This is a genomic window from Clostridium estertheticum, assembly GCF_011065935.2.
GTDB classification, from domain to species: Bacteria; Bacillota; Clostridia; order Clostridiales; family Clostridiaceae; genus Clostridium_AD; species Clostridium_AD estertheticum_A.
Genome location: NZ_JAAMNH020000001.1, coordinates 2,606,576 through 2,627,360 on the forward strand (window position 1 = coordinate 2,606,576; position 20,785 = coordinate 2,627,360).

Sequence of the window (20,785 nt, forward strand, 5' to 3'; positions counted from 1 at the left end):
TGGGTCATGATTTGGGAATAATAATAGCGTCTAGAAAAAGTAAGCTAGCACAGGTTCAAACTGATCTTGTTATGAGCATGATATACCAAAAACATAAACTAATTTGCGACAAGCTATTACTTGATACAAAGGGAGACAGAATACTCGATGTAAGTCTTGATAAGATAGGTGGTAAGGGTGTTTTTGTTAAGGAGATTGAAATTGCAATACTTGAGGGGCGTGCAGAAGCCGCGGTTCATAGTATGAAGGATGTGCCTTACGCAATGCCCGAGGGCTTTGAAATAGTTTCAATGCCAATTCGTGAGGATGCTCGGGACGTTTATGTATCCATGAACGGTATACCACTTGAAGATTTACCAAGGGGTGCTAGAATCGGGACAAGTAGTAAAAGACGTTCTACGCAGATTATGGAACTAAGACCAGATGCTATAATGGTACCTATTAGAGGAAATGTTCAAACTAGGGTGGACAAAATAGAAAGGGAAAACCTGGATGGGATTATACTGGCAGCAGCTGGGCTAAAGAGGCTGGGAATGGAGTGCATTATAACCCAGTATCTTGATTTGGAAGAGTTTGTACCTGCTATAGGTCAAGGGGCCCTTGGAATTGAAGCCTTAAAGACAAGCTCCTATATTGATATATTAAAAAGTATAGAACACCACGAGACCAGGATATGCGTGGATGCAGAGAGAAGCTTTATGAGACGATTAAATGGAGGATGCCATTCTCCAATTGGAGCATATGCTAGACTACAAAATGAGGACATGTATATTCAGGGTGTATTTGAACTTAATGGAAAATTTATTAAAAAAGATATATTAGGAAGTAAGTATGATTATATAAATCTTGGAAAATTGCTTGGCGAAAAGATAATAAATGCTTAAGAGAGTGTGGTGATTGTTTATGTCAAAGGTATATTTGATTGGTGCAGGACCTGGAGATGAGGAACTTCTAACCCTTAAGGGCAAAAGGATTCTTGAGAAATGTTCTGCAGTTCTATATGATAGGCTTGCTAATGATAGTCTATTAAAATATTTAAATGAGAAATGTAAAATATATTATTGTGGTAAGGAACCGGGCTGCCATTATAAAACTCAGGAAGAAATAAATGATATGCTTGTAAAATTAGCACAAGAAGGAAACACCGTTTGCAGAATAAAGGGAGGAGACCCCTATGTATTCGGAAGAGGTGGAGAGGAGGCCTTAAGGCTAGAAGATGAGAAAATTGAATTTGAAGTAATTCCTGGAATTACTTCGGCAATAGCTGTCTTAAATTATGCTGGAATTCCAGTAACACATAGGGGAATATCACAGAGTTTTCATGTATTTACTGGACAAAGTGCAGAGAAATTAGACGTTAACTGGAAAAGTGTAGCTGAATTAACTGGAACCTTGATATTTCTAATGGGACTTAAAAATATAAATGCTATAGCAAATTCGCTAATAGCCAATAACAAGGATTCAGAATGCCCATGCGCTGTCATTATGAGTGGGACAACCTCAAATCAAAAAAAGATTGTGGGAACCCTTAGTAATATATGCAGTAAGGCAGCAGTATCAGGATTAAAATCTCCCTGCATAATTGTGGTTGGAGGGGTTGTTGGATTAAGCGAGAAACTTAATTGGTATGAAAGAAAACCTCTATTTGGAAAGAACATTTGTATAACCCGCTCAAAGGAGCAAAGTATAGAAATTAGTGAAAAACTACTTGATTTAGGTGCACAGGTAACCCCTATAAATTCAATTGAAATAGTGGATACTTCAATAAAATTAACAGATTATATTGAAAAAATTAGTTTATATAATTATATGGTTTTTACAAGTGTAAATGCAGTTAACTTATTTTTCAAATATTTAAAGGAAAGTGAATTTGATATTAGGAAGATAGGTGGGGAATTTTGTGCAATAGGTCCTGCAACAGCACAGGCACTAAGAGATAGGGGGATAATTCCTCTAATTATTGCAAAGCAATTTGTTTCAGAATCTCTTCTAACAGAGCTTAAAAGATATGTAAAACCCTGTGATAAAATATTAATTCCAGGGTCTAAGAATGCAAGAGCATATCTGGGGGAGGAACTTAAAAAACTTCATTGCTCTGTGGATGAGGTTCCTATTTATGAAATTGAGGAGGGCACACTTCAAAATGAGGGTACATTTGATAATGTTGATATTGTTATTTTCACAAGTCCCTCAACGGTTAAAAATATGATATCAATGGTTGGAATAAATAGAATAAGGGAAAAAGAATGTATAGCCATTGGTCCCATAACAGGGGCTGAACTCTATAAAAATGATATTAAATATAGTATATGCGATGAATATTCCAGTGATGGAATAATCAAAAATTTGTTGCAATTAAAAGGAGAAAAAAATGATTAACAGAAGAAGAAGACTAAGAGCAAATACAGCAATAAGAGATTTAGTAAGAGAGACAATATTAACACCTAAGGACTTTATATTTCCAATATTTGCTGTGGAGGGTGAAAATATAAAAGAAGAAATTACATCGATGCCAGGAAATTATCATTATTCAGTGGATAGACTCCATGAAATAATAGATGAGGTGCAAGAGGCCGGAATTAGGGGGGTTATTTTATTTGGACTTCCTGATACCAAGGATAAGGTTGGAACTTCCGCATGGATAGATGATGGAATAGTTCAAAGGGCTGTAAGAAAAGTAAAAGAGCTGAATAAGGAACTCTTAGTAATTACGGATATATGCATGTGCCAGTTTACAAGCCATGGGCATTGTGGAATAATTAAGGATGATGTTATTGAAAATGACGCATCACTTCATTATTTATGCAAAATTGCACTGTCCCACGCAAAAGCTGGAGCAGATATGGTAGCACCCTCTGATATGATGGACGGAAGGGTTTTAGCTATTAGAAATATTCTAGATGAAAATAATTTTAAAAATGTATCAATAATGTCTTATAGTGCAAAGTATTCATCGGCATTTTATGGCCCTTTTAGAGAAGCAGCTCACTCCGCACCACAATCTGGAGATAGAAAAACTTATCAAATGGACCCAGCAAATATAAGAGAAGCAATGTGCGAGATTGAGGATGATATAGAAGAGGGTGCTGATATTGTTATGGTAAAGCCAGCAATTTCATATCTTGATGTAATAAGATGGGCAAGGGATAGATTTGATGTGCCAATAGCAGCTTATAGTGTAAGTGGAGAATTCGCAATGGTTAAGGCTGCAGCTGAAAAGGGACTTATTAATGAGAAAAATATTGCCATGGAGATGTTAACATCAATAAAAAGGGCAGGTGCGCATATAATAATTACTTATTATGCAATAGATGCTTGCAGGTGGCTTAAGGAAGTTTAGATTTCAAGAAAAATTCCTTGATATTTTGGGGTAAAATCTAATCAGCATGCTCACTAGTCAGTATTTTTATATTGACCGGTGAGCATTATAATATTATAGAAAAGAGGAATGTTTTTAATGAAAAAAAAATATCAAGTTGCCTTGGGAGTTTTAATAATGCTAATATATATTCCTAAAAATGTTTTTGCAATGCATATAATGGAAGGGTTCTTACCACCATTATGGTGTATTTCATGGGGGGCAATTAGTTTACCATTTATTATTGTAGGTATGTTTTCAATAAAGAAAAAAATAGAAATAAATCCGAGAATAAAAATGCTTATGGCAATGGTAGGTGCATTTACCTTTGCACTATCAGCACTTAAAATTCCATCAGTTACTGGAAGTTGCTCACATCCAACTGGAATTGGGCTTGGGGCAATACTTTTTGGGCCAACAGTAATGTGTGTAATAGGATTTATAGTCCTTATATTTCAAGCACTTATACTTGCCCATGGAGGATTAACTACCCTTGGAGCAAATGCGTTTTCAATGGCTGTTGTTGGAGGTTTAGTAGCATATTTTACATATAAAGTATTAAAAAAAATGAAGGTATCCCAATCAATTGCAATCTTTACTGCTGCTGCTCTTGGAGATATAATGACGTATGTTACAACTTCTTTTCAACTTGCTCTAGCTTTTCCAGATAAAACTGGAGGGTTTATAGCATCACTTATGAAATTTATGGGTATATTTGCTGTAACTCAAATTCCCCTTGCTATTAGTGAGGGCATACTCACGGTTATAATATTTAACCTTTTAACTGCCTATAGTAAGGACGAACTAATAGACTTAAAAGTGCTATCTGAGGAGGCATAAAAAATGGATAATAAAAAAAATAATAAAATGCTAAAGAAAAACCTTTTATTAGCACTTATTGTGATAATTCTTGCAGTTGCACCATTATTTATTCGTAAAAATGCAGAATTTGGTGGTGCAGATGATAAGGCGAAGAAGGCAATTAGCCAAATTGATACTAATTATAAGCCCTGGTTTTCGTCCATTTGGACACCACCCAGCGGTGAGATAGCAAGTTTATTATTTTCCTTGCAAGCAGCCCTAGGTGCAGGATTTATTGGTTACTATTTTGGATACGCTAAAGGGAAAAAAAGATTCCATAAAAGTGAAGAAATATGATTTCTATTGATAAATTATCTTATATATCCAAGCTCAGAAAAGTTAACCCAATGGAAAAATTTATATTTGCTATTTTAACCATGCTACTAAGTATATACTTAAATAATATTTTAATATCCATAATTGTTATAATTCTTATGGGTTTTATAACTGTTTATAAAGGGAAAATACCCTTCAGCTCATATTTAGTATTAATGTTAATTCCCCTAGGGTTTTTGATTGTGGGAGTTATCACCATTGCAATAAATATAGGAGATTATAGCAGCCATACATTATTTGGTTTTAGTATTTTTAATATTAGGTTTGGGTGTACACAGGAAAGTATTATAGAAAGTGCAAAAGTATTATTTAGATCACTTGCTGCAGTCTCATGCCTATACTTCCTTTCTCTATCTACTCCTATTGTTGAACTTTTATCTGTATTAAAGAAACTAAAAGTTCCAAAATTGTTTGTAGAGTTAATGAGTCTAATTTATAGGTTTATTTTTATATTTCTAGAAACAGTAAATCTAATTTATATATCACAAGATTCAAGACTTGGATATTCAAACCTAAAAACTGGCTATAACTCATTGGGGAAACTCATAGGTTCACTATTTCTAAGTTCCTATAAACGTTCTCAAGATATGTATAATGCACTAGAATCAAGATGCTATGAGGGTGATATTAATGTTATTGAAAATAATTATAAAATTTCATATGTAAATCTAGTCATGATATTATTTCTAGAAGTGTTTTTAATATTTCTAGCTATAAATGAAAATACATGCATAGGAGTCATGGGAGGGGTAATATGGAGAAAAAATATATTATAGAAACAGTGAATTTAAATTTTCAGTATCAAGATGGAACTAAGGCTTTGAACAATATTAGTTTGAAAATAGAGAAAGGCAAAAAGATATCCTTTCTCGGTGTAAATGGGTCGGGTAAATCAACATTATTTTTAAATTTTAATGGTATTTTAAAACCATCTTCGGGTAAAGTGATTTATGGTGGAAATGAAATAAAGTATAATCGAACATCATTACATGCCCTAAGAAAAAATATAGGAATTGTATTTCAAGACCCTGATAATCAGCTTTTTTCAGCAAGTGTATATCAAGAAGTTTCTTTTGGACCAATGAACTTAAAGCTTGATGAGGGTGAAGTTAGAAATCGTGTGGAGGTCGCACTTACAAATACAGGTATGATTGGTTTTAAAGATAAAGCAGTTCATTTCCTAAGTTATGGACAAAAGAAAAGGGTGGCAATAGCAGATATAATTGCTATGAAGCCAGAAGTAATAATACTTGATGAACCCACTTCAAGCCTTGACCCTGTGCATTCAAAACAAATAGTGCAGATACTTGATAAACTTAATGAAGAGGGCATGACTGTGATTTTATCAACCCATGATGTTGAGCTAGCCTATGCCTGGTCAGACTACATAATTGTTATGAAGGATGGAGAAATAGTTAAAGAAGGCACACCTTACGCAATCTTTTCAGATGATGAATTAATAGTTAACTCTTATCTTGAAAAGCCATTAATACTTGAAATTTATGAAGTGTTATGTAAAAATGGGGAGGTTAATCGCAAGCTTCTAAATAATGTGCCTAGAAATAAAGAAGAACTTTTTAAAATTTTAAATAAGGAATAAATAAAATAGATAAATCCTTTTGGAGGAATGATGATATGACTAAATACTATCCAATGATGATTAATATAAAAAATAAAAAATGTTTAGTTGTTGGAGGTGGAAATGTTGCCTTTAGGAAAATTAATGAGCTAATTGAATATGGTGGGAAGGTAACACTTGTTTCTAGGGAAATTAATGAAAACATAAATTTATCACTTGAAAATGAGAGCATTACATATATTGTAGATAGTTATAAAAGTGAATATATTAACGAAGCTTTTATAGTTATTGCAGCCACTAATGATAGTGGGGTTAATCTTCAAATAGCTAGGGATTGCGCTCAAAAAGATATTCTCGTAAATGTAGTAGATGATCTAGAAAGTAGTAAATTTATAGTTCCTTCAAAAGTTAAAAGGGGGGATTTAACAATAACAGTATCTACTAATGGCAAATGCCCCTTTTATAGCAAATTACTTAGAAAGAAATTAGAACTTCAATTTGATGATAGCTACAGTACAATTATAAATATATTAGGTGATTTTAGAAAAGAGCTCCTTTTGAATATTAAGTCCAGTTCAAAAAGAAAAGATATAATAGATTCCTTAGACATGGAATATTATATTAAAAGGCTTAAGGAAATAGGAGAAGAGGGAGTTAGAAAAGAAATGGAGGCGTATGCTCAGGATATAACGAGGTAAATTTCCTTGAAATTACATCAAGATCTTTTGATATATCTATTAAATCCTCACTCTTCCCTTTCAAACTTGACTCATGAACAATTGTAGACCTAACGTCATAGGCCTTCTTTATTAACCAAAGAACCATTGAAAAATAACACTTTTTTCTAAATATTATTTTACATTTTGAACAATACCTTTAGTTAGTGATAATAGACGCATATCTTAATTCCAAGTTTGTCTTAACGGAGTCCAATGTTTGATTCCTAATCTCTAAGTAATCCTTAATAAATATAATAAATTTGTAATTTGAAGTATTATTAGTGCATTGTCAAGTATATCCATTGCATAAGTAAGAATTATATGGGGGTGCTGAAAAATGGATACTTAATTGAATGGTGTGGAATACAGAAGTTGGACAAGGTATAATAATTCTTTTTATAAATATAGGGCTGACAAGGCACAATTCTCTTAAATAAAGTTATAAACGAATGTACGATTTTAGTTAAAATCGTACATTCGTTTGTTATCTCCAATATACGGTAAATATGGTATAATAAAAGCATCACACTGGTAGAACAGGGCGAATTAAGGTAGAAGGATGGATGGGGGAAAGTAAATGTCTACACAAGTAATAATCGTTTTAATTCTTACAGTTATCATTTCTATAATTTCAACGCTAGCTTATTCTGTAAGAATTGTTGCTGTAAGAACAGGAAGAATAGCAGTATCTTTTGCAGTATTCAATATTTTTGCATTAATTTCTAGAACTGCAAATAGTGTTCAAGCGCCATTATTGGCTAAAACAATTGAAAATACTATAAAAATAGGAAATCCCCAAAGTTTATTATCTACATTCAGATGGATATTATTATCGACAACGTTTGCGACGATTATTGGCTCAGCATTAATGCCAACCTTTATAAAAGTTTTTGGGAAGGCTGTGGAATCATTTAGTATTAATCGTTCTATACCTAAATTATTATTACATGGTTTCTCGAAATCAGGAATATTGCAATTTAAAAATAGTGTCACAAGACCAAAAAAAGAAAACTTGTCACTTTTGAAAAATTTCAAAATTATGCCAAAGAAAATTATTTTACTTAACACTTTAGCATTTTCAATATCAACTGTTGGTGTTTTGGCATCACTGTATGCAGGATGTTTAAATCCAGAATTAAGAACAACATGTAGTACATTGTCAGCTGTAATAACTGGGCTGTCAACAATACTTATGGTTATATTCATTGACCCATATATATCAATTCTAACAGATGATGTAATCAAAGGAGAATGTACTCAATTGCAGTTTGATAGATGTATAATTTTTATTGTTGGAGGGCTAATAGTAGGTACGATTTTAGCTCAGATTTTATTAGTTCCAGCAGCTCAAATAATATCCTTTATAGCTAAAATAATTTAGAATATAATGAAAATATCATTGACCATTGACTCATCAAAATGTTTAGCCGAATAATTATTAGAAGTATTTAGAATTGGTCAAATAAAGTTAGTTCACAATCTTCTAAAAGTTTCTCATAAGCAAATGTAAAAATCACTAAGCCACTAGGTAAACTGGACAGGTTACAAATATAAGATTACTTTATACAATTCAAATGATAGCATAGGTAATATTGATATTCTATTGGTTATATTAAGAACATATATTATGGTGGTCATATTGGTTATGGAATAGATGAAGCCTATAGGGGTAAAAGCTATGCTTCAAAAACATGTAGAATTATTAAACAGGTAGCAATTTCTCATGGAATGGATAAAGTAATAATAACATGTGACCCTGACAATTGGGCATCTCGAAGAACTTGTGAAGAGGGGCTTAAACTCAAAGAGATAGCAAACTTGCCACCACATAATGTGATGTATCTGGAAGATGAGAGACAAAAGTGTATATTTGGGTGGATTTTAAGAGTGTAATGTTTCGTGATATTCATATATTGTTGGACAATTGTAGAAAAATGCGTAGGAAATATATATTAAATATGGAGGGGTTTTATGAATATCTGCATAGTTGAGAAAGACATAACTGAAATTGAACTTATAAAGCCATTGTGGGAACAGCTTAATTCCATTCACCTTGATAAATCAATTTATTTTAAGAATAAATTTAAGAATCATACCTTTGATAAAAGAATGGAGTCTATTTATAAAAAGGCACAAAAAGGTATTATGAAACTTGATATACTTTTAGACAATGATACGGGGAATTATATAGGTTATTGTTTAAGTTCAATTGAAGATAATTTAGGAGAAATAGAATCAATATATATTGAAAATCAGTATCGTAAGTTTAGATTAGGTGACAAACTTATGAAGAATGCTTTAACTTGGTTTGAATCAAATACAATAACAAATATTGAAATTAATGTAGTTTACGCAAATGACAAAGCATTGCCTTTTTATGAACGCTATGGGTTTCATGTTGGAAATTATATCCTAAAAAGAAACTAATATTTAAGATGGGTTTTTCTTGAAGTTCGTCATAAACAACTGTAAGAATTACTAAAGAAAATAGATAAACTAATAGAGGCTATCTGCTCCAGATAAATTGAGTAACTTGCAATATATAAATTGATACTATCTTAGGAGGAATATTATGACAAGGAAATATAATTTATACCAAATTGACTCATTCACTAAGGAGAAGTTTGCTGGAAATCCAGCTGGAGTAATAACAAATGCTGATGGATTAACTGAAGCTGAAATGCAGAAAATAGCTAGGGAACTTAATAATTCTGAAACAGCATTTATTCTATCTTCAAATAATGATGAGTATGATGTTCATATACGGTTTTTCACTCCGACAAATGAAGTACCAATTTGTGGACATGCAACTATTGCAGCTCACTATGCCCGCGCAATTGAAAACAGGCTTGTTACTTCTAGGGTTTATCATAAAACTGGTGCTGGAATTTTACCTGTTGATATAGTAAAAGAAAATGATGATTATAAAATTACTATGACACAAGGTAAGATTGAATTTGGAACGATTATTGATGGAATAAATATAAAAAATATTACATTCGCGTTGAATATAAGTAATAAAGATTTACTAGAAGATTATCCAATACAGGTAGTTTCAACAGGTCATTCTAAGGTTATGGTTGGTATAAAAAACATTGAAACTTTAAATAAAATGAAACCAAATTATGATGCCCTTTCTAAATTGAGCAACGATATTAAGTGTAATGGATATTACGTTTTTACAGTTAATTCTCAAGATGCTGATATTTTAGTACATGGCAGAATGTTTGCTCCTGCGATAGGCATTAATGAAGACCCTGTAACTGGTAATGCAAATGGTCCTTTGGGTGCATATCTGGTTCATCACAAATTGGTTAATCATAATAATTCTTTATTTAGATTCAAAGCTAAACAAGGTGAAGCTATAAAACGAACAGGTATTATCGACGTTGAGGTAAAGATAGAAAATAAAGAACCTGTAGAAATTAAAATTTCAGGAAATGCCATAATAGCATTTAAATCTGAATTATCATTAGAATGACTATCTTAAATAACAACCAATTTAGATAAGATAGAAATAAAGTATTAGTTTTGATATGTACTAATCAATAATCAGTTTCCTATTATCCATATAACCATTAGGTTAATAATTTGCAGTTATTATATTATCGGATGCAACATATTCGAAATTATAGAAATTACCATCATAAGGGAGGCTGAGTAGTAATTTGAAAGAGTCATTAAATAAATTATTAGAAAATACTTTTATCCCTACAATAGACATGCCCACTAAATTACCAGATGCAGCAGGAGCTTATCTAATATGTGCAAAAAATACTGATGTTTTACCAGTAAGAATGAAGGAATTAGAATATTCATACGTTAATGGATTACCAATTATTTATGTAGGAATCGCCGGTATACCAGCTTCAAGGGTAAAAAGTATAAGAAAACGGGATTATAGAAATCACTTTAATGGAAAAGCTAGAAGATCTACATTACGGAAAAGCTTGGGAGTATTGTTTGGTTTTGAAAAAGAATATGAGAGTGAAACAAATAACTTAAAATATAAGTTTATTGATGAACACAAGGAAAGATTATCAAAATGGATGAAAGATAACTTGATACTGCATTTTGTTACAATTGATAACCCTATGGAGTTTGAAATATATTTGATTAACACTTATGAACCCCCTTTAAATTTGAAAGATAATAATAGTGAAAAGAATAGAACTTTTAGGGAAGAATTATCTAAGTTAAGAACTAGATAATACAGCCTAATTTTAAAATTATTATGCTTTAATTTAAGATTCCCATTATCCATAAAACTGGACATATCGTGTCTATAACGGGAAGTTGAAAAAAATCACATTTAATTAATGAGTGTGCGGAATGTCATAGTTATACGGAATTTAGAACAAAAGAAGTGATTGCTCTAAGTTATTGAGTTTGATCTGATTGAGATGCGGTTGTAAAATATTGTAAAACAAAGATTGTTTATATAATATGGAGGCAAATTAAAATGAAAAAAACAGATAATGGGGAAATTGTTTTGGAATCGTTTTTCAAAAATATATGACTTTATTTCGAAAAAAGACCAAAAATCATACGACATAATAGTAGATAAAATTAGAAATGAATTAAGTACAAATATGAATGTATTAGAACTTGCTACATGTACAGGCTTACTTGCAATGCGTATTGCTGATATCTGTGGGCATTATTAGGCAACAGATTTCTCGGAAGAAATGATAAATGTTGCAAAAAAAGAAAAGCATAAAAACTATTACTTTTGCAGTGCAAGACGCAACAAATCTAACTTATAAAAGTAAGAGTTTTGATGTAGTTATTATATCTAATGCCCTACATATTATGCCTGAGCCTCAAAAAACTCTCGTAAATATAGCAAGAGTCTTGAAAGATGATGGTATTCTAATTGCTCCAACTTTTACAAGAAACGGAAATTTCATGAGAGAATAATAGAAAGCACAACGTCTATGGTAGGATATAGAACTTTTTCAAAATGGAAATATGCCGAATATATTCAGTTCCTTGAACTAAATGGATGGAATATCATTAAAAGTGAAAGTATTAAAGCAAGTTTTCCAATTGCATTTGTGATTGCGAGAAAATGTAAAAATGAGCATGACATTTAGAAATATATTATACAATATTCATATATTGCACCACAATCATTATTAGGCATAAGCAAGGATAACTGAAGCAGGTCTTGCTAAAAGTGTAGTGGCTAAAACTCCGCATAACAAAATGTTGCCGTCCGCCTTGACTGGTGGACTATTTTTATATAGCGTTGTGTAAATTTATGACTTATAATCTATATATAGGTTACTGGTAAACCATCGCCAAGGCACATTCCCCAGTCCAAGTGCATTCGCACTAAGGCTGGGAAACGTCGGCAACACGAAACGTTACCTGAAAAATTATGGTTTATAAAGAGCTCTCTTAATTAAGAATAATGGGGATATGTCGAACTTGTATTTTTAGACGTCACAAACAATAAAAGTTTGTGGCATTTTTACTTGTGACACATTGGGAATATATGGTGCAGTAAAGTTTTGACTATTCCAATATTTACTATTATGTTATATAATGGTAATAATGATTCGGAATCGTAAAAAAATGCGAATATTGAACTAAAATAAAATAGTTCTCAGTATTCTTTAAGTACGTTATAAACTACTGTAAGAATTGCTAAATAAATCAGATAAACTGGACATGTTATGTCTATAATGGCAGTTCAAAAGATCAGGATTAATTTATGAGTGTCTTGGATTTTCTCAGTTAAAGAATAGCGGGAATATATTACATATATTATTCCAATTGGTTTTTATAGGAGTGAAAGAAATGAAAATACTTATTGTTGAAGATGATGAACTTATTGCTAATCTTATAGATCAAAACCTAAAGCTTGAGGGATTTGAAACTGATGTTAGCTATGATGGGATAGCTGCTATTGATATATGCAAAAGGAAACACTTTGATCTAATTCTTCTTGATATTATGATTCCTGGTATGGATGGATTTCATGTATGTAGGGAATTGCAGTATCTTGTGATTCCGATAATTATGCTCACTGCTAAAAATGATATATCTGATAAATTAACAGGTCTCGAGGCCGGAGCAGACGATTATATTGTCAAACCCTTTGATAATAGGGAATTGGTGGCAAGAATACGCTCAGTATTCAGGCGTCTTGATAGGGTTAATAAAAAATCTAATTTAGTGGATATAAATATGAATAATTCTATTGTTACAATAAATGAAGAAACGCATATGGTTATAATAAATTCAACGGAATTGGAATTAACACCAACGGAATTTGACTTAATGCTCTTATTTATTAAGAATCCTAATAGAGTTTTCACAAGATCACAATTAATGGATGATGTATGGGGCTATGATTTTTTAGGCGATTCCCGAACAGTAGACATACATGTTCAAAGAATAAGAAAAAAATTGGGTGACTTTAGCAGTTGTATCGAAACAGTTTTTGGGGTAGGATACCGCTTTAAGGAGTTGAAAAGATGAAGCTGAGAACTAAGGTAATAACAATGAATGTTCTCATAACAACTGTAATTATATTAATAAGTGGTTTTATTATTTTAAAAACAGTTGATAACTCTAATTTGTACGGTATGTATCAAAATCTTTTAAGCCAGAGTAATTTTACAGAGCAGTATCTATCAGAGTTTATGAGGAGTAAGGATAATTCTGGTGAAATTTTGGAGAAAGAGAAATCATCCTTGGAAGATATACTGACGATGAATATGGGAAGTAAAGTTACAATAGACGGACTCAGTGTAAATAATCCAACTGAACTTCAAAAGGGCGCTCTAAGTGGTAAGAAAGTATACTTGATTAATACTACTGGGAGTGTTAGAACATTTTCTTTGTCTCTACCAATATATTCTAATGAAAAAATCATTGGATGTGTTATTTTAGAGAACTCATTGTATCAAGCAGACATGATGAAAAAGACTTTGCTTTTTACTCTATTATTCATATCATTAACTGCACTACTTATTTTATTTATATTAAGCTACTTGTTTTCTTACAGACTTATTAAACCACTTGAACAATTAACACTTGTAACAAAAGAATTTTCAAAGGGAAATTTTAATGAAATAAAAGCCATTAGAACAGGCGATGAAATTGAAGGATTAACTGATTCCTTCAATAAAATGGGGCGCGATATCAAATTGATTATTGAAGATTTGAAGGAGGAGCAGAAAAAGCAAAAAAAATTTCTTGATAACGTCACCCATGAAATAAGAACTCCCTTAACAAATATTATTGGATATGCTGACCTTTCAAATAGGACAAAGGAAAGTGAGCATTTAGAAAAATATTTATCCTATATTACCGGTGAAAGTAATCGGCTTCTTGGCATGGTAAATGATCTGCTGGAGCTATCCAGGCTTAATACTTATGAGCAAGCAATTATAAAAAATGAAGTTAATCTAAGAAATCTTATAGAACAAATTATTAATCTCATGAAGGATAGAGCAAGGAAGTATGGATTCAAAATAGAATGTGTGATTGAGGATTTGGTTGTCATAGCAGATAGCGAAAAACTTAAGCAAGTTATAATCAATCTTATAGATAATGCTATAAAGCATTCTGATGGAGATCATATTATTATAAGGCTTTGGAAAGCTGATTTTATTTATATTAGTGTCAGTGATAATGGAATGGGTATACCTAAAGCTGACATAGATAATATTCTGCAGCCATTTTATCGTATAGATAAATCAAGAAGCAGAAAACTTGGAGGCAGCGGTCTTGGACTTTCAATCTGTCAGGAGATTGTAGTTGCCCATGGTGGAAGTATTAAAATAGAAAGTATGATAGAATGTGGTACAACTGTTACATTTAGTTTACAACTATGAGATAACTTGGATATAACTAAATGCTATTATTTAATTATAAGTTAATTCAAGTATGCACAAAAATAAAATGTAGCAGGGGGTTTGAAAATGAAAAAAATAGTAGCAATTTCACTGTCTCTGGTTGTTATAATCTGCATAATGTTGTTTTATTTCAGAAGTTCAAATTCAATAGCAGTACCTAAAATGGTACTTAATAAGGTAACTATCATTGAAAATAATTCGATTCAAGCGAAACAACAGAAAGAAATCGATGCTGTGATAAGTAAATACCTGGTAGATAGTTTCAATATCAATACAAAAGCTGATAAGACCTTGGAAGCACATGAACTCTTGGGGATTGAAGAAAATAATGATAAGATTTATGCTTATATTTGGGCATATCAAATGGGCTTTATGAACCTAGGAATATCAGATTATAGAGAGGGAGAAGAATCATTTAAACCAATGGTAGTAGTTATAGGAAAAAAGACTAACGGTGAATATTCTGTAATTGAGAGTAAAACTCCTAAAGAAGGTGAGGAGTATTTCTCCTCAGTTAAGGAAATGTTCCCTGAAAAATATCAGGACAGAATATTAAATAGAAAGAATCAAGGGGAGAAATTAGGATTAATTCTTGGTGAAAAGATCAATAATCTTATAAAGCAACCTGTACGCAATAAGGAAAAATATACACCGTGGAATGCCAAGTTGATTACTAATGTAAAAACTCCCATTTATAATGTCAACATTCCAAAGGAATGGACATATAAAAACAATATAGATAATGGGATTAACTTTATAAAAGACAAAAAGGTTATTGGAGGGTTAGATATTATCAAACAATACTCTTCTGATCGTGTTGAGTGGATGGAGAGCAATTTTCCCAGCAGTAGTAGTGCAGCTACAATAATGAGAGTTCTTCCTGATGGATATTCATACAATGTTGTAAGGGCGGAACTAATGGACGGCGAAGTTCATTACTTTTTTAGAATAGAGGACTATATTTACGATTTATATTTTTATGGGGGACAAATTGATAAATCAACAATAGTTAATGTGGCTAAAAGTTTCAAATGTGATCATCCATTAAAAAACACCTTGACTATGGATGGTACTCTTCAGAAAGTTTCAGGTTATTTTCAGGGGAATATAGGTGTAAAACCATACAGTATAAATATTAATATAAAACAAACTAGCCGTTATCATAGTGAATTGAAGCTGATTTGCTCAGATGAATTATTAAAAACAATTGACAAACTTGATCTTAAAAAAGACGATTTTGTTGAGATAACCTATAAGATTAATGGATATGATCAAATTGTTCTTATGAGCATTAATAAGGTTAAGAAGGAATAATGTTGTTTTTTTAATAAGGCCCTCAGTTTAATTACTGAGGGTTTTTTAAAGGGAAATTAGTAAGGTATGTTGAATTATGGTAAATAGAATGTTATAGAGGTATTAATATATTCTATTACATAACGTCTATTCTGAGCGTGTCTATAATGGGAAGTTGAAAAAATTTACACTTAATTGATAAGCTCTGCGAATATCAGATATATCTGAAAAGTCATGTTTTATAAGGGTATTTCTCAGTTAAAGAATAATGGGGATATGCGAACTTGTATAATTTTGTTCATCAACCATAAAAGTAGTAATGCCTTTATCCATTGTATTTAACATATATAAAATACAATGTTATCATAATTACATTCGGCATATTTATCAGGAAATACTACTAAACCTATAATAAAATAGGACATTTGTTAGCAGCTTAAGACAGGCTAAAATAGTATCTAAATGTTATCATCTTAATTAAGGGGGGATAGATATGGATTGGTTAAGTAGTATGCAAAACTCTATTAACTACATGGAGGATAATATCTTAAACGAAATTGACTTTGATAAGATTGCCCAATGTGCTTATTCATCAACATTTCATTTTCAGCGTATGTTTAGCATGCTGACAGGCTTTACAATTGGTGAATATATACGCAATAGGCGGTTAACACTTGCCGCGCAGGAACTATCATTTTCAAATGTAAAGGTTATAGATATTGCCTTTAAGTATGGTTATGAAACATCAGAAGCATTTACAAAAGCATTCTAAAGACTTCATGGTGTGACTCCATCGGCTACGCGCGAGTCAGGAGTTAAACTAAAATCTTTTAGTCGTCTATCAATCCAAATTAATATGAAAGGTGATAAAGAAATGAATTATCGTATTGAAGAAAAACAAGCCTTTGAAATGTTTGGTATATCAACGGAGATTAATGATATTGGAGATAAGCCTTACATTGAAATTCCGGAATATTGGAAAAGATGTATTTTAGATGGAACAATCGATCGCATTCATAACGATGCCAGAATAAGCGAGGAAACATGTGGTGGAAGCTGATATTAGAAACTTCTTGGGGATATAGACCATCAATGGTTATTAAAGCTGTTAGAGTTACGAATAAAAGATAAATCATTTCTAAGGTTATTACTTGCTAACATCTATTTACATTATGCATTAGATTTATGGTATGAGAAAATTGTAAAACCTGCTTGTATAGGAGAAACATATATATGTCGGCTAGCGGATGATTTTATATGTGCATTCAGCTATAAAGCAGATGCTGAAAAGTTTTACAAAGTACTAGGAAAAAGGCTTTGTAAGTTCAAATTAGAATTAGCCGAGGAGAAAACTAAGATTATAAGTTTCTCTCGCTTTAGAAAACATGAAAATACAAGCTTTGAATTTCTTGGATTTAAATTTCGCTGGGCAGTATCCAATAAAGGTAAAGATGTAATAAGAAGGAGACCCAGTAGGATCAAATTAAGGAAATCTATAAAGGCGTTTAGCCTGTGGTGCAAAGAAAACCGTAGTAAAAGAATTAAAAACATAGTGGAAACTCTAAACTCAAAATACAGAGGATATTTCAACAATTACGGAGTAATAGGAAATAGCAAAGGTATAGGTGAATTTTATAGTTCAACCTTAAAAATATTGTATAAATGGCTGAATCGTAGAAGTCAAAGGAAAAGCTTTAATTGGGATGAGTTTAGTGAAAAGATGAAATGGTATGGTCTAATTAAGCCTAAAGTAGTTGAAAAGACTAATAATCAAATTAGATTTGAAGAATGTTTTGCTTAGTACGGAAGTGAGTATATTTGAAGAGCCCGGTGCGGTAATTCCGCACGCCGGGATCTTGGTACAAGCTGTAAGTTATATTTTTAGATCAACATTACTTCAAGTCCATTGATATGTTTGAAGATGAATTTGCAGTTCCTTCTTTCAAAAGAGAATTTAAAAAAGCTAAACAAAAGGGTTTAATTTTGAAAGCACATGTGGGTGAATTTGGAACTGCTGAATTAGTTAGAAAGGCTATAGAAGAATTGGAACTTGATCAGGTACAGCTTGGAATAGCCGCCGCAGATTCTAGGAGTGTTATGAGTTGGTTATGTGCTAATAAAATTCAGCTTAATATATGTCCGACAAGTAATATTTTGCTTAGTAGGGTAGAAAACTATAGCGTTCATCCTATTAGAAAACTATATGATTAATGGAAAGTTGAAAAAAGTATAAAAATTGATAGGTGTAGTGCATATCAGCGATATTGAAGACCTTTCTCAGTTAAAGAGTTATGTCAAACTTGTAAGATATTATGAAGTAACTTAATAATTTGACTGTACATGTATATGTACAATTATAGTTAAATAAGCATTATGTGGAATGAAGAAACAATTTTTATTAAAACAGCAAAAGAAGTCCATTTAATATTAAATTCATGCATTATAATTAAGTTATCGTTGCAACGAGGAGTGAATTTTATGAGTTATGTTGAATATCTACAAAAAACCATAGATTACATTGAAGAGAATATTAAACAGCCTATCACAATTGAGGTTTGTGCAGATGTTGCTGGATTTTCAAAATATCACTTTTATAGATTATTTACCTTGTTTGTTGGAGTTCCATTAATGGAGTATGTTAGAAAAAGACGACTTGCCTATGCCATGCAGGAAGTTAATAGAGGAAGACGCATTATTGATATAGCACTTGATTTTCAATATAGCTCAGAACGCTCATTCTGCAGAGCCTTTCAAAAGGAGTTTGGCAAAACCTCCAGCAAATTTAGAAATAAGCATTATGCAATACCTCAAAAACTTATTCTCAAGAAAAATGAATTTATAATTTGGGGAGGATTAAATATGGAATATAATTTTAGTGATGTAAAAATTGAGGAACTTGATACTATGTATGTGGCAAGTTCATATGTAATTAGTAATAACCCTGAAGAGGATGTTATAACCTTTATGACAAAATGGATGGGAAATAATAATATTGATACTAGCTCGAGACAATTCGGATTTGATATTCCTGTTTCAGAAGAACAAAGGCAAAAGGGATTAAGGGGGTATGAATATTGGATAAAAGTCAATGAAGATATTGATGTCTGCGAAGGTGTGAAACTTAAAAAAATAGATAAATGGAACTATGCAACTCTCAGAATAACTAACCCTTTCTCAAATCCCTTTCAATCTATACCTGGTGGTTGGAATAAATTAGTGGAGTGGGTTAACGCAAATGGATATGAGCCTGATTGCAGAGCTGACTGTTATAAGGAGAAATACTGGCTTGAAGAAAAATTCCAAGAAAATGGTATTACTTACATGGATATTTATTTCCCATTAAATTAATTTTATAATTAGTAAACACAGGAATATTTTCTGTGTTTACTAATATTTTAATTACACTTTTTTCTAAAGTGATGACATATTAAAAAAGAACTAAACCGCTAAAAATGGTGGCAGACGATAAGTATATACTTAAGGTAATAGTTTTTATCGGCTCAACTTCTGAATCCAAACCTATTCATAAGGTTAATTAAAAATAGTTTTTTAGGAGGAGAACATTAATGTTTATTATAGTATTAAAGTACATAAAGCCACTTGAGGAAGTTGAAAAAGAATTAAAACCACATATAAAACATTTAGAGAAATATTATTCATTACAAAAATTTATTTGTTCAGGCAGAAGAAATCAAAGGGTAGGTGGAGTAATTCTTTGTAATGCAAGGAATATGGAAGAAGTTGAAACAATAATTAAAGAAGACCCATTTTATATTAATAAAATTGCAGAATATGAAATAATTGAGTTTTCACCTACAAAATATGTTGATGGGTTTGAACGTTTCATAAGTGAGTAATCTTCGTATTAAGTGTCATAACTGTAGAATCTATATTTTTACTTATTTTATGGAGTTTGCTAGTTCAAAAAAAGTGTAACATAGACTAAATTTAGAGGAGGTGAAAATGGTTTTAAAATTAAATATTTCATATAAAAAACAGTTATTGGAATTAACATTATGTCTATTTTATGATAACCCTTCAGCAGGGAAAATATATAAAAGTTTAGGATTTGAAGAGATTGGCTTTTGGAGTTTATGGAAAGGTAAAGAAAGTCAATAAAAACCCACTAGTGTGATACATTCATTTTATAATAATTATAGATATCAATGGCAATTAAAAAAATGATTCCTGTACAATACAGGAATCATCTGTTTGCTTGTTAGCACCTTTTTTTTAGAATGTCCTTGACATAGGTGCTAGGTACTACATATACCTTTATAAGGAGTCTTACACCTTATTTCGTAAATAGTTCTAAATACTCGGTATATCCTTCTGATTCAAGTTTACAAATAGGTATAAACTTCAATGAAGCACTATTTATGCAATATCTTAATCCGCCTTTTTCACTTGGTCCATCAGTGAATAAATGTCCTAAATGGCTGTCACCATACTTGCTTCTTACTTCTGTTCTTATCATTCCATGGGTTACATCCTTATTTTCTTTCACATGTTCTTCTATCATTGGTTTTGTAAAACTAGGCCACCCACAACCAGAATCAAATTTATCTATAGAAGTAAATAATGGCTCTCCACTATTAATATCTACATAAATTCCCTGTTCACTGTTATTCCAATATTCATTGTCAAAAGATCGTTCTGTGCTATTTTCTTGACTTACTTCAAATTGAGTAGGGGTCAGTATCTTTTTTAGTTCTTCTTTACCTTTTTTAGTATAAACTTTTTTATCCATAAAAATACCTCCTTAAAA

The 20,785-nt window shown here is 31.5% G+C and carries 27 protein-coding genes and 1 pseudogene; 27 read left to right on the top strand and 1 reads right to left on the bottom strand.

Going from position 1 to position 20,785, the window contains the following annotated elements; translation table 11 throughout:
* The first annotated feature begins 11 nt into the window (after nt 1–11).
* From hemC to G9F72_RS12350, 27 genes and pseudogenes are all read left to right on the top strand, one after another.
* On the top strand, nt 12–884 hold the full coding sequence (gene hemC, locus G9F72_RS12220; RefSeq protein WP_164957429.1) for a hydroxymethylbilane synthase: 873 nt from the start codon (nt 12–14) through the stop codon (nt 882–884).
* Nucleotides 885–903: 19 nt separating this feature from the next.
* Nucleotides 904–2,379, top strand: coding sequence for a uroporphyrinogen-III C-methyltransferase (gene cobA / locus G9F72_RS12225; protein WP_164957428.1), 1,476 nt, complete (start codon nt 904–906; stop codon nt 2,377–2,379).
* The gene (gene hemB / locus G9F72_RS12230; protein ID WP_164957427.1) at nt 2,372–3,340 is read left to right on the top strand and encodes a porphobilinogen synthase; all 969 of its coding nucleotides are present in this window, start codon (nt 2,372–2,374) and stop codon (nt 3,338–3,340) included. The genes cobA and hemB overlap by 8 nt, the downstream gene beginning before the upstream one ends.
* A 117-nt stretch (nt 3,341–3,457) precedes the next feature.
* Entirely contained in the window at nt 3,458–4,198 is a 741-nt protein-coding gene (locus G9F72_RS12235) for an energy-coupling factor ABC transporter permease (RefSeq protein ID WP_164957426.1), read from the top strand.
* Between the two features lie 3 nt (nt 4,199–4,201).
* Complete coding sequence (locus tag G9F72_RS12240; protein WP_164957425.1) at nt 4,202–4,516, top strand: energy-coupling factor ABC transporter substrate-binding protein; 315 nt, start codon at nt 4,202–4,204, stop codon at nt 4,514–4,516.
* Entirely contained in the window at nt 4,513–5,331 is an 819-nt protein-coding gene (gene cbiQ, locus G9F72_RS12245; RefSeq protein WP_164957424.1) for a cobalt ECF transporter T component CbiQ, read from the top strand. Before G9F72_RS12240 ends, cbiQ begins: the two co-directional genes overlap by 4 nt.
* On the top strand, nt 5,310–6,155 hold the full coding sequence (locus G9F72_RS12250; protein ID WP_164957423.1) for an energy-coupling factor ABC transporter ATP-binding protein: 846 nt from the start codon (nt 5,310–5,312) through the stop codon (nt 6,153–6,155). The genes cbiQ and G9F72_RS12250 overlap by 22 nt, the downstream gene beginning before the upstream one ends.
* 35 nt (nt 6,156–6,190) lie before the next feature.
* On the top strand, nt 6,191–6,832 hold the full coding sequence (locus G9F72_RS12255; protein WP_164957422.1) for a bifunctional precorrin-2 dehydrogenase/sirohydrochlorin ferrochelatase: 642 nt from the start codon (nt 6,191–6,193) through the stop codon (nt 6,830–6,832).
* A 598-nt stretch (nt 6,833–7,430) separates the two neighbouring features.
* On the top strand, nt 7,431–8,234 hold the full coding sequence (locus G9F72_RS12260; protein WP_164957421.1) for a lipid II flippase Amj family protein: 804 nt from the start codon (nt 7,431–7,433) through the stop codon (nt 8,232–8,234).
* 257 nt (nt 8,235–8,491) lie between these two features.
* The gene (locus G9F72_RS12265; protein WP_224676285.1) at nt 8,492–8,746 is read left to right on the top strand and encodes a GNAT family N-acetyltransferase; all 255 of its coding nucleotides are present in this window, start codon (nt 8,492–8,494) and stop codon (nt 8,744–8,746) included.
* A gap of 78 nt (nt 8,747–8,824) precedes the next feature.
* On the top strand, nt 8,825–9,280 hold the full coding sequence (locus tag G9F72_RS12270) for a GNAT family N-acetyltransferase (protein WP_164957420.1): 456 nt from the start codon (nt 8,825–8,827) through the stop codon (nt 9,278–9,280).
* A 145-nt stretch (nt 9,281–9,425) separates the two neighbouring features.
* Nucleotides 9,426–10,334 carry a PhzF family isomerase gene (locus G9F72_RS12275; protein WP_164957419.1) on the top strand — a complete coding sequence of 303 codons (909 nt, stop codon included), beginning with the start codon at nt 9,426–9,428 and terminating at the stop codon, nt 10,332–10,334.
* A gap of 187 nt (nt 10,335–10,521) precedes the next feature.
* Nucleotides 10,522–11,064, top strand: a complete 543-nt coding sequence (locus G9F72_RS12280) for a GIY-YIG nuclease family protein (protein ID WP_164957418.1) — start codon at nt 10,522–10,524, stop codon at nt 11,062–11,064.
* Nucleotides 11,065–11,331: 267 nt separating this feature from the next.
* Nucleotides 11,332–11,520 carry a class I SAM-dependent methyltransferase gene (locus G9F72_RS12285; RefSeq protein WP_164957417.1) on the top strand — a complete coding sequence of 63 codons (189 nt, stop codon included), beginning with the start codon at nt 11,332–11,334 and terminating at the stop codon, nt 11,518–11,520.
* Between the two features lie 28 nt (nt 11,521–11,548).
* Nucleotides 11,549–11,773, top strand: coding sequence for a class I SAM-dependent methyltransferase (locus G9F72_RS12290; protein WP_164957416.1), 225 nt, complete (start codon nt 11,549–11,551; stop codon nt 11,771–11,773).
* A 17-nt stretch (nt 11,774–11,790) separates the two neighbouring features.
* A complete protein-coding gene (locus G9F72_RS12295; RefSeq protein WP_224676102.1) occupies nt 11,791–11,949 on the top strand; it encodes a hypothetical protein in 159 nt (52 codons plus the stop codon).
* A 709-nt stretch (nt 11,950–12,658) separates the two neighbouring features.
* Nucleotides 12,659–13,342, top strand: coding sequence for a response regulator transcription factor (locus G9F72_RS12300; protein ID WP_202054851.1), 684 nt, complete (start codon nt 12,659–12,661; stop codon nt 13,340–13,342).
* Complete coding sequence (locus tag G9F72_RS12305) at nt 13,339–14,703, top strand: sensor histidine kinase (protein WP_164957414.1); 1,365 nt, start codon at nt 13,339–13,341, stop codon at nt 14,701–14,703. Before G9F72_RS12300 ends, G9F72_RS12305 begins: the two co-directional genes overlap by 4 nt.
* Nucleotides 14,704–14,790: 87 nt before the next feature.
* Nucleotides 14,791–16,038, top strand: coding sequence for a hypothetical protein (locus tag G9F72_RS12310; RefSeq protein WP_164957413.1), 1,248 nt, complete (start codon nt 14,791–14,793; stop codon nt 16,036–16,038).
* A gap of 472 nt (nt 16,039–16,510) precedes the next feature.
* A complete protein-coding gene (locus G9F72_RS12315; protein ID WP_224676103.1) occupies nt 16,511–16,789 on the top strand; it encodes a helix-turn-helix transcriptional regulator in 279 nt (92 codons plus the stop codon).
* A gap of 102 nt (nt 16,790–16,891) precedes the next feature.
* The gene (locus tag G9F72_RS12320; RefSeq protein WP_224676104.1) at nt 16,892–17,077 is read left to right on the top strand and encodes a hypothetical protein; all 186 of its coding nucleotides are present in this window, start codon (nt 16,892–16,894) and stop codon (nt 17,075–17,077) included.
* A gap of 99 nt (nt 17,078–17,176) precedes the next feature.
* Nucleotides 17,177–17,428: pseudogene (locus G9F72_RS27620) on the top strand (group II intron reverse transcriptase/maturase); the annotation flags it as partial.
* A 141-nt stretch (nt 17,429–17,569) separates the two neighbouring features.
* Nucleotides 17,570–17,818: a hypothetical protein gene (locus tag G9F72_RS12330; RefSeq protein ID WP_224676105.1), complete on the top strand. Its 249-nt coding sequence runs from the start codon at nt 17,570–17,572 to the stop codon at nt 17,816–17,818.
* A 110-nt stretch (nt 17,819–17,928) separates the two neighbouring features.
* The gene (locus G9F72_RS12335; protein ID WP_164957412.1) at nt 17,929–18,228 is read left to right on the top strand and encodes a hypothetical protein; all 300 of its coding nucleotides are present in this window, start codon (nt 17,929–17,931) and stop codon (nt 18,226–18,228) included.
* A 267-nt stretch (nt 18,229–18,495) separates the two neighbouring features.
* Nucleotides 18,496–19,365 (top strand): helix-turn-helix domain-containing protein, encoded by an 870-nt coding sequence (locus tag G9F72_RS12340; protein WP_164957411.1) that lies wholly within the window; start codon nt 18,496–18,498, stop codon nt 19,363–19,365.
* A gap of 218 nt (nt 19,366–19,583) precedes the next feature.
* Entirely contained in the window at nt 19,584–19,874 is a 291-nt protein-coding gene (locus G9F72_RS12345) for a YciI family protein (RefSeq protein WP_164957410.1), read from the top strand.
* 106 nt (nt 19,875–19,980) lie between these two features.
* Complete coding sequence (locus G9F72_RS12350) at nt 19,981–20,136, top strand: GNAT family N-acetyltransferase (RefSeq protein ID WP_202054850.1); 156 nt, start codon at nt 19,981–19,983, stop codon at nt 20,134–20,136.
* Between the two features lie 175 nt (nt 20,137–20,311).
* Here G9F72_RS12350 and msrB read toward each other — a convergent pair whose 3' ends face one another.
* Nucleotides 20,312–20,767, bottom strand: coding sequence for a peptide-methionine (R)-S-oxide reductase MsrB (msrB, locus tag G9F72_RS12355; protein WP_164957409.1), 456 nt, complete (start codon nt 20,765–20,767; stop codon nt 20,312–20,314).
* Between the last annotated feature and the right edge of the window lie 18 nt (nt 20,768–20,785).

Coding starts and splice junctions, on each gene's coding strand:
- cobA (WP_164957428.1), top strand. CDS start 904: ATGTCAAAGGTATATTTGATTGGTGCAGGACCTGGAGATGAGGAACTT.
- hemB (WP_164957427.1), top strand. CDS start 2,372: ATGATTAACAGAAGAAGAAGACTAAGAGCAAATACAGCAATAAGAGAT.
- G9F72_RS12235 (WP_164957426.1), top strand. CDS start 3,458: ATGAAAAAAAAATATCAAGTTGCCTTGGGAGTTTTAATAATGCTAATA.
- G9F72_RS12240 (WP_164957425.1), top strand. CDS start 4,202: ATGGATAATAAAAAAAATAATAAAATGCTAAAGAAAAACCTTTTATTA.
- cbiQ (WP_164957424.1), top strand. CDS start 4,513: ATGATTTCTATTGATAAATTATCTTATATATCCAAGCTCAGAAAAGTT.
- G9F72_RS12250 (WP_164957423.1), top strand. CDS start 5,310: ATGGAGAAAAAATATATTATAGAAACAGTGAATTTAAATTTTCAGTAT.
- G9F72_RS12255 (WP_164957422.1), top strand. CDS start 6,191: ATGACTAAATACTATCCAATGATGATTAATATAAAAAATAAAAAATGT.
- G9F72_RS12260 (WP_164957421.1), top strand. CDS start 7,431: ATGTCTACACAAGTAATAATCGTTTTAATTCTTACAGTTATCATTTCT.
- G9F72_RS12270 (WP_164957420.1), top strand. CDS start 8,825: ATGAATATCTGCATAGTTGAGAAAGACATAACTGAAATTGAACTTATA.
- G9F72_RS12275 (WP_164957419.1), top strand. CDS start 9,426: ATGACAAGGAAATATAATTTATACCAAATTGACTCATTCACTAAGGAG.
- G9F72_RS12285 (WP_164957417.1), top strand. CDS start 11,332: ATGGGGAAATTGTTTTGGAATCGTTTTTCAAAAATATATGACTTTATT.
- G9F72_RS12290 (WP_164957416.1), top strand. CDS start 11,549: ATGTTGCAAAAAAAGAAAAGCATAAAAACTATTACTTTTGCAGTGCAA.
- G9F72_RS12295 (WP_224676102.1), top strand. CDS start 11,791: ATGGTAGGATATAGAACTTTTTCAAAATGGAAATATGCCGAATATATT.
- G9F72_RS12300 (WP_202054851.1), top strand. CDS start 12,659: ATGAAAATACTTATTGTTGAAGATGATGAACTTATTGCTAATCTTATA.
- G9F72_RS12305 (WP_164957414.1), top strand. CDS start 13,339: ATGAAGCTGAGAACTAAGGTAATAACAATGAATGTTCTCATAACAACT.
- G9F72_RS12310 (WP_164957413.1), top strand. CDS start 14,791: ATGAAAAAAATAGTAGCAATTTCACTGTCTCTGGTTGTTATAATCTGC.
- G9F72_RS12315 (WP_224676103.1), top strand. CDS start 16,511: ATGGATTGGTTAAGTAGTATGCAAAACTCTATTAACTACATGGAGGAT.
- G9F72_RS12320 (WP_224676104.1), top strand. CDS start 16,892: ATGAATTATCGTATTGAAGAAAAACAAGCCTTTGAAATGTTTGGTATA.
- G9F72_RS12335 (WP_164957412.1), top strand. CDS start 17,929: ATGTTTGAAGATGAATTTGCAGTTCCTTCTTTCAAAAGAGAATTTAAA.
- G9F72_RS12340 (WP_164957411.1), top strand. CDS start 18,496: ATGAGTTATGTTGAATATCTACAAAAAACCATAGATTACATTGAAGAG.
- G9F72_RS12345 (WP_164957410.1), top strand. CDS start 19,584: ATGTTTATTATAGTATTAAAGTACATAAAGCCACTTGAGGAAGTTGAA.
- G9F72_RS12350 (WP_202054850.1), top strand. CDS start 19,981: ATGGTTTTAAAATTAAATATTTCATATAAAAAACAGTTATTGGAATTA.
- msrB (WP_164957409.1), bottom strand. CDS start 20,767: ATGGATAAAAAAGTTTATACTAAAAAAGGTAAAGAAGAACTAAAAAAG.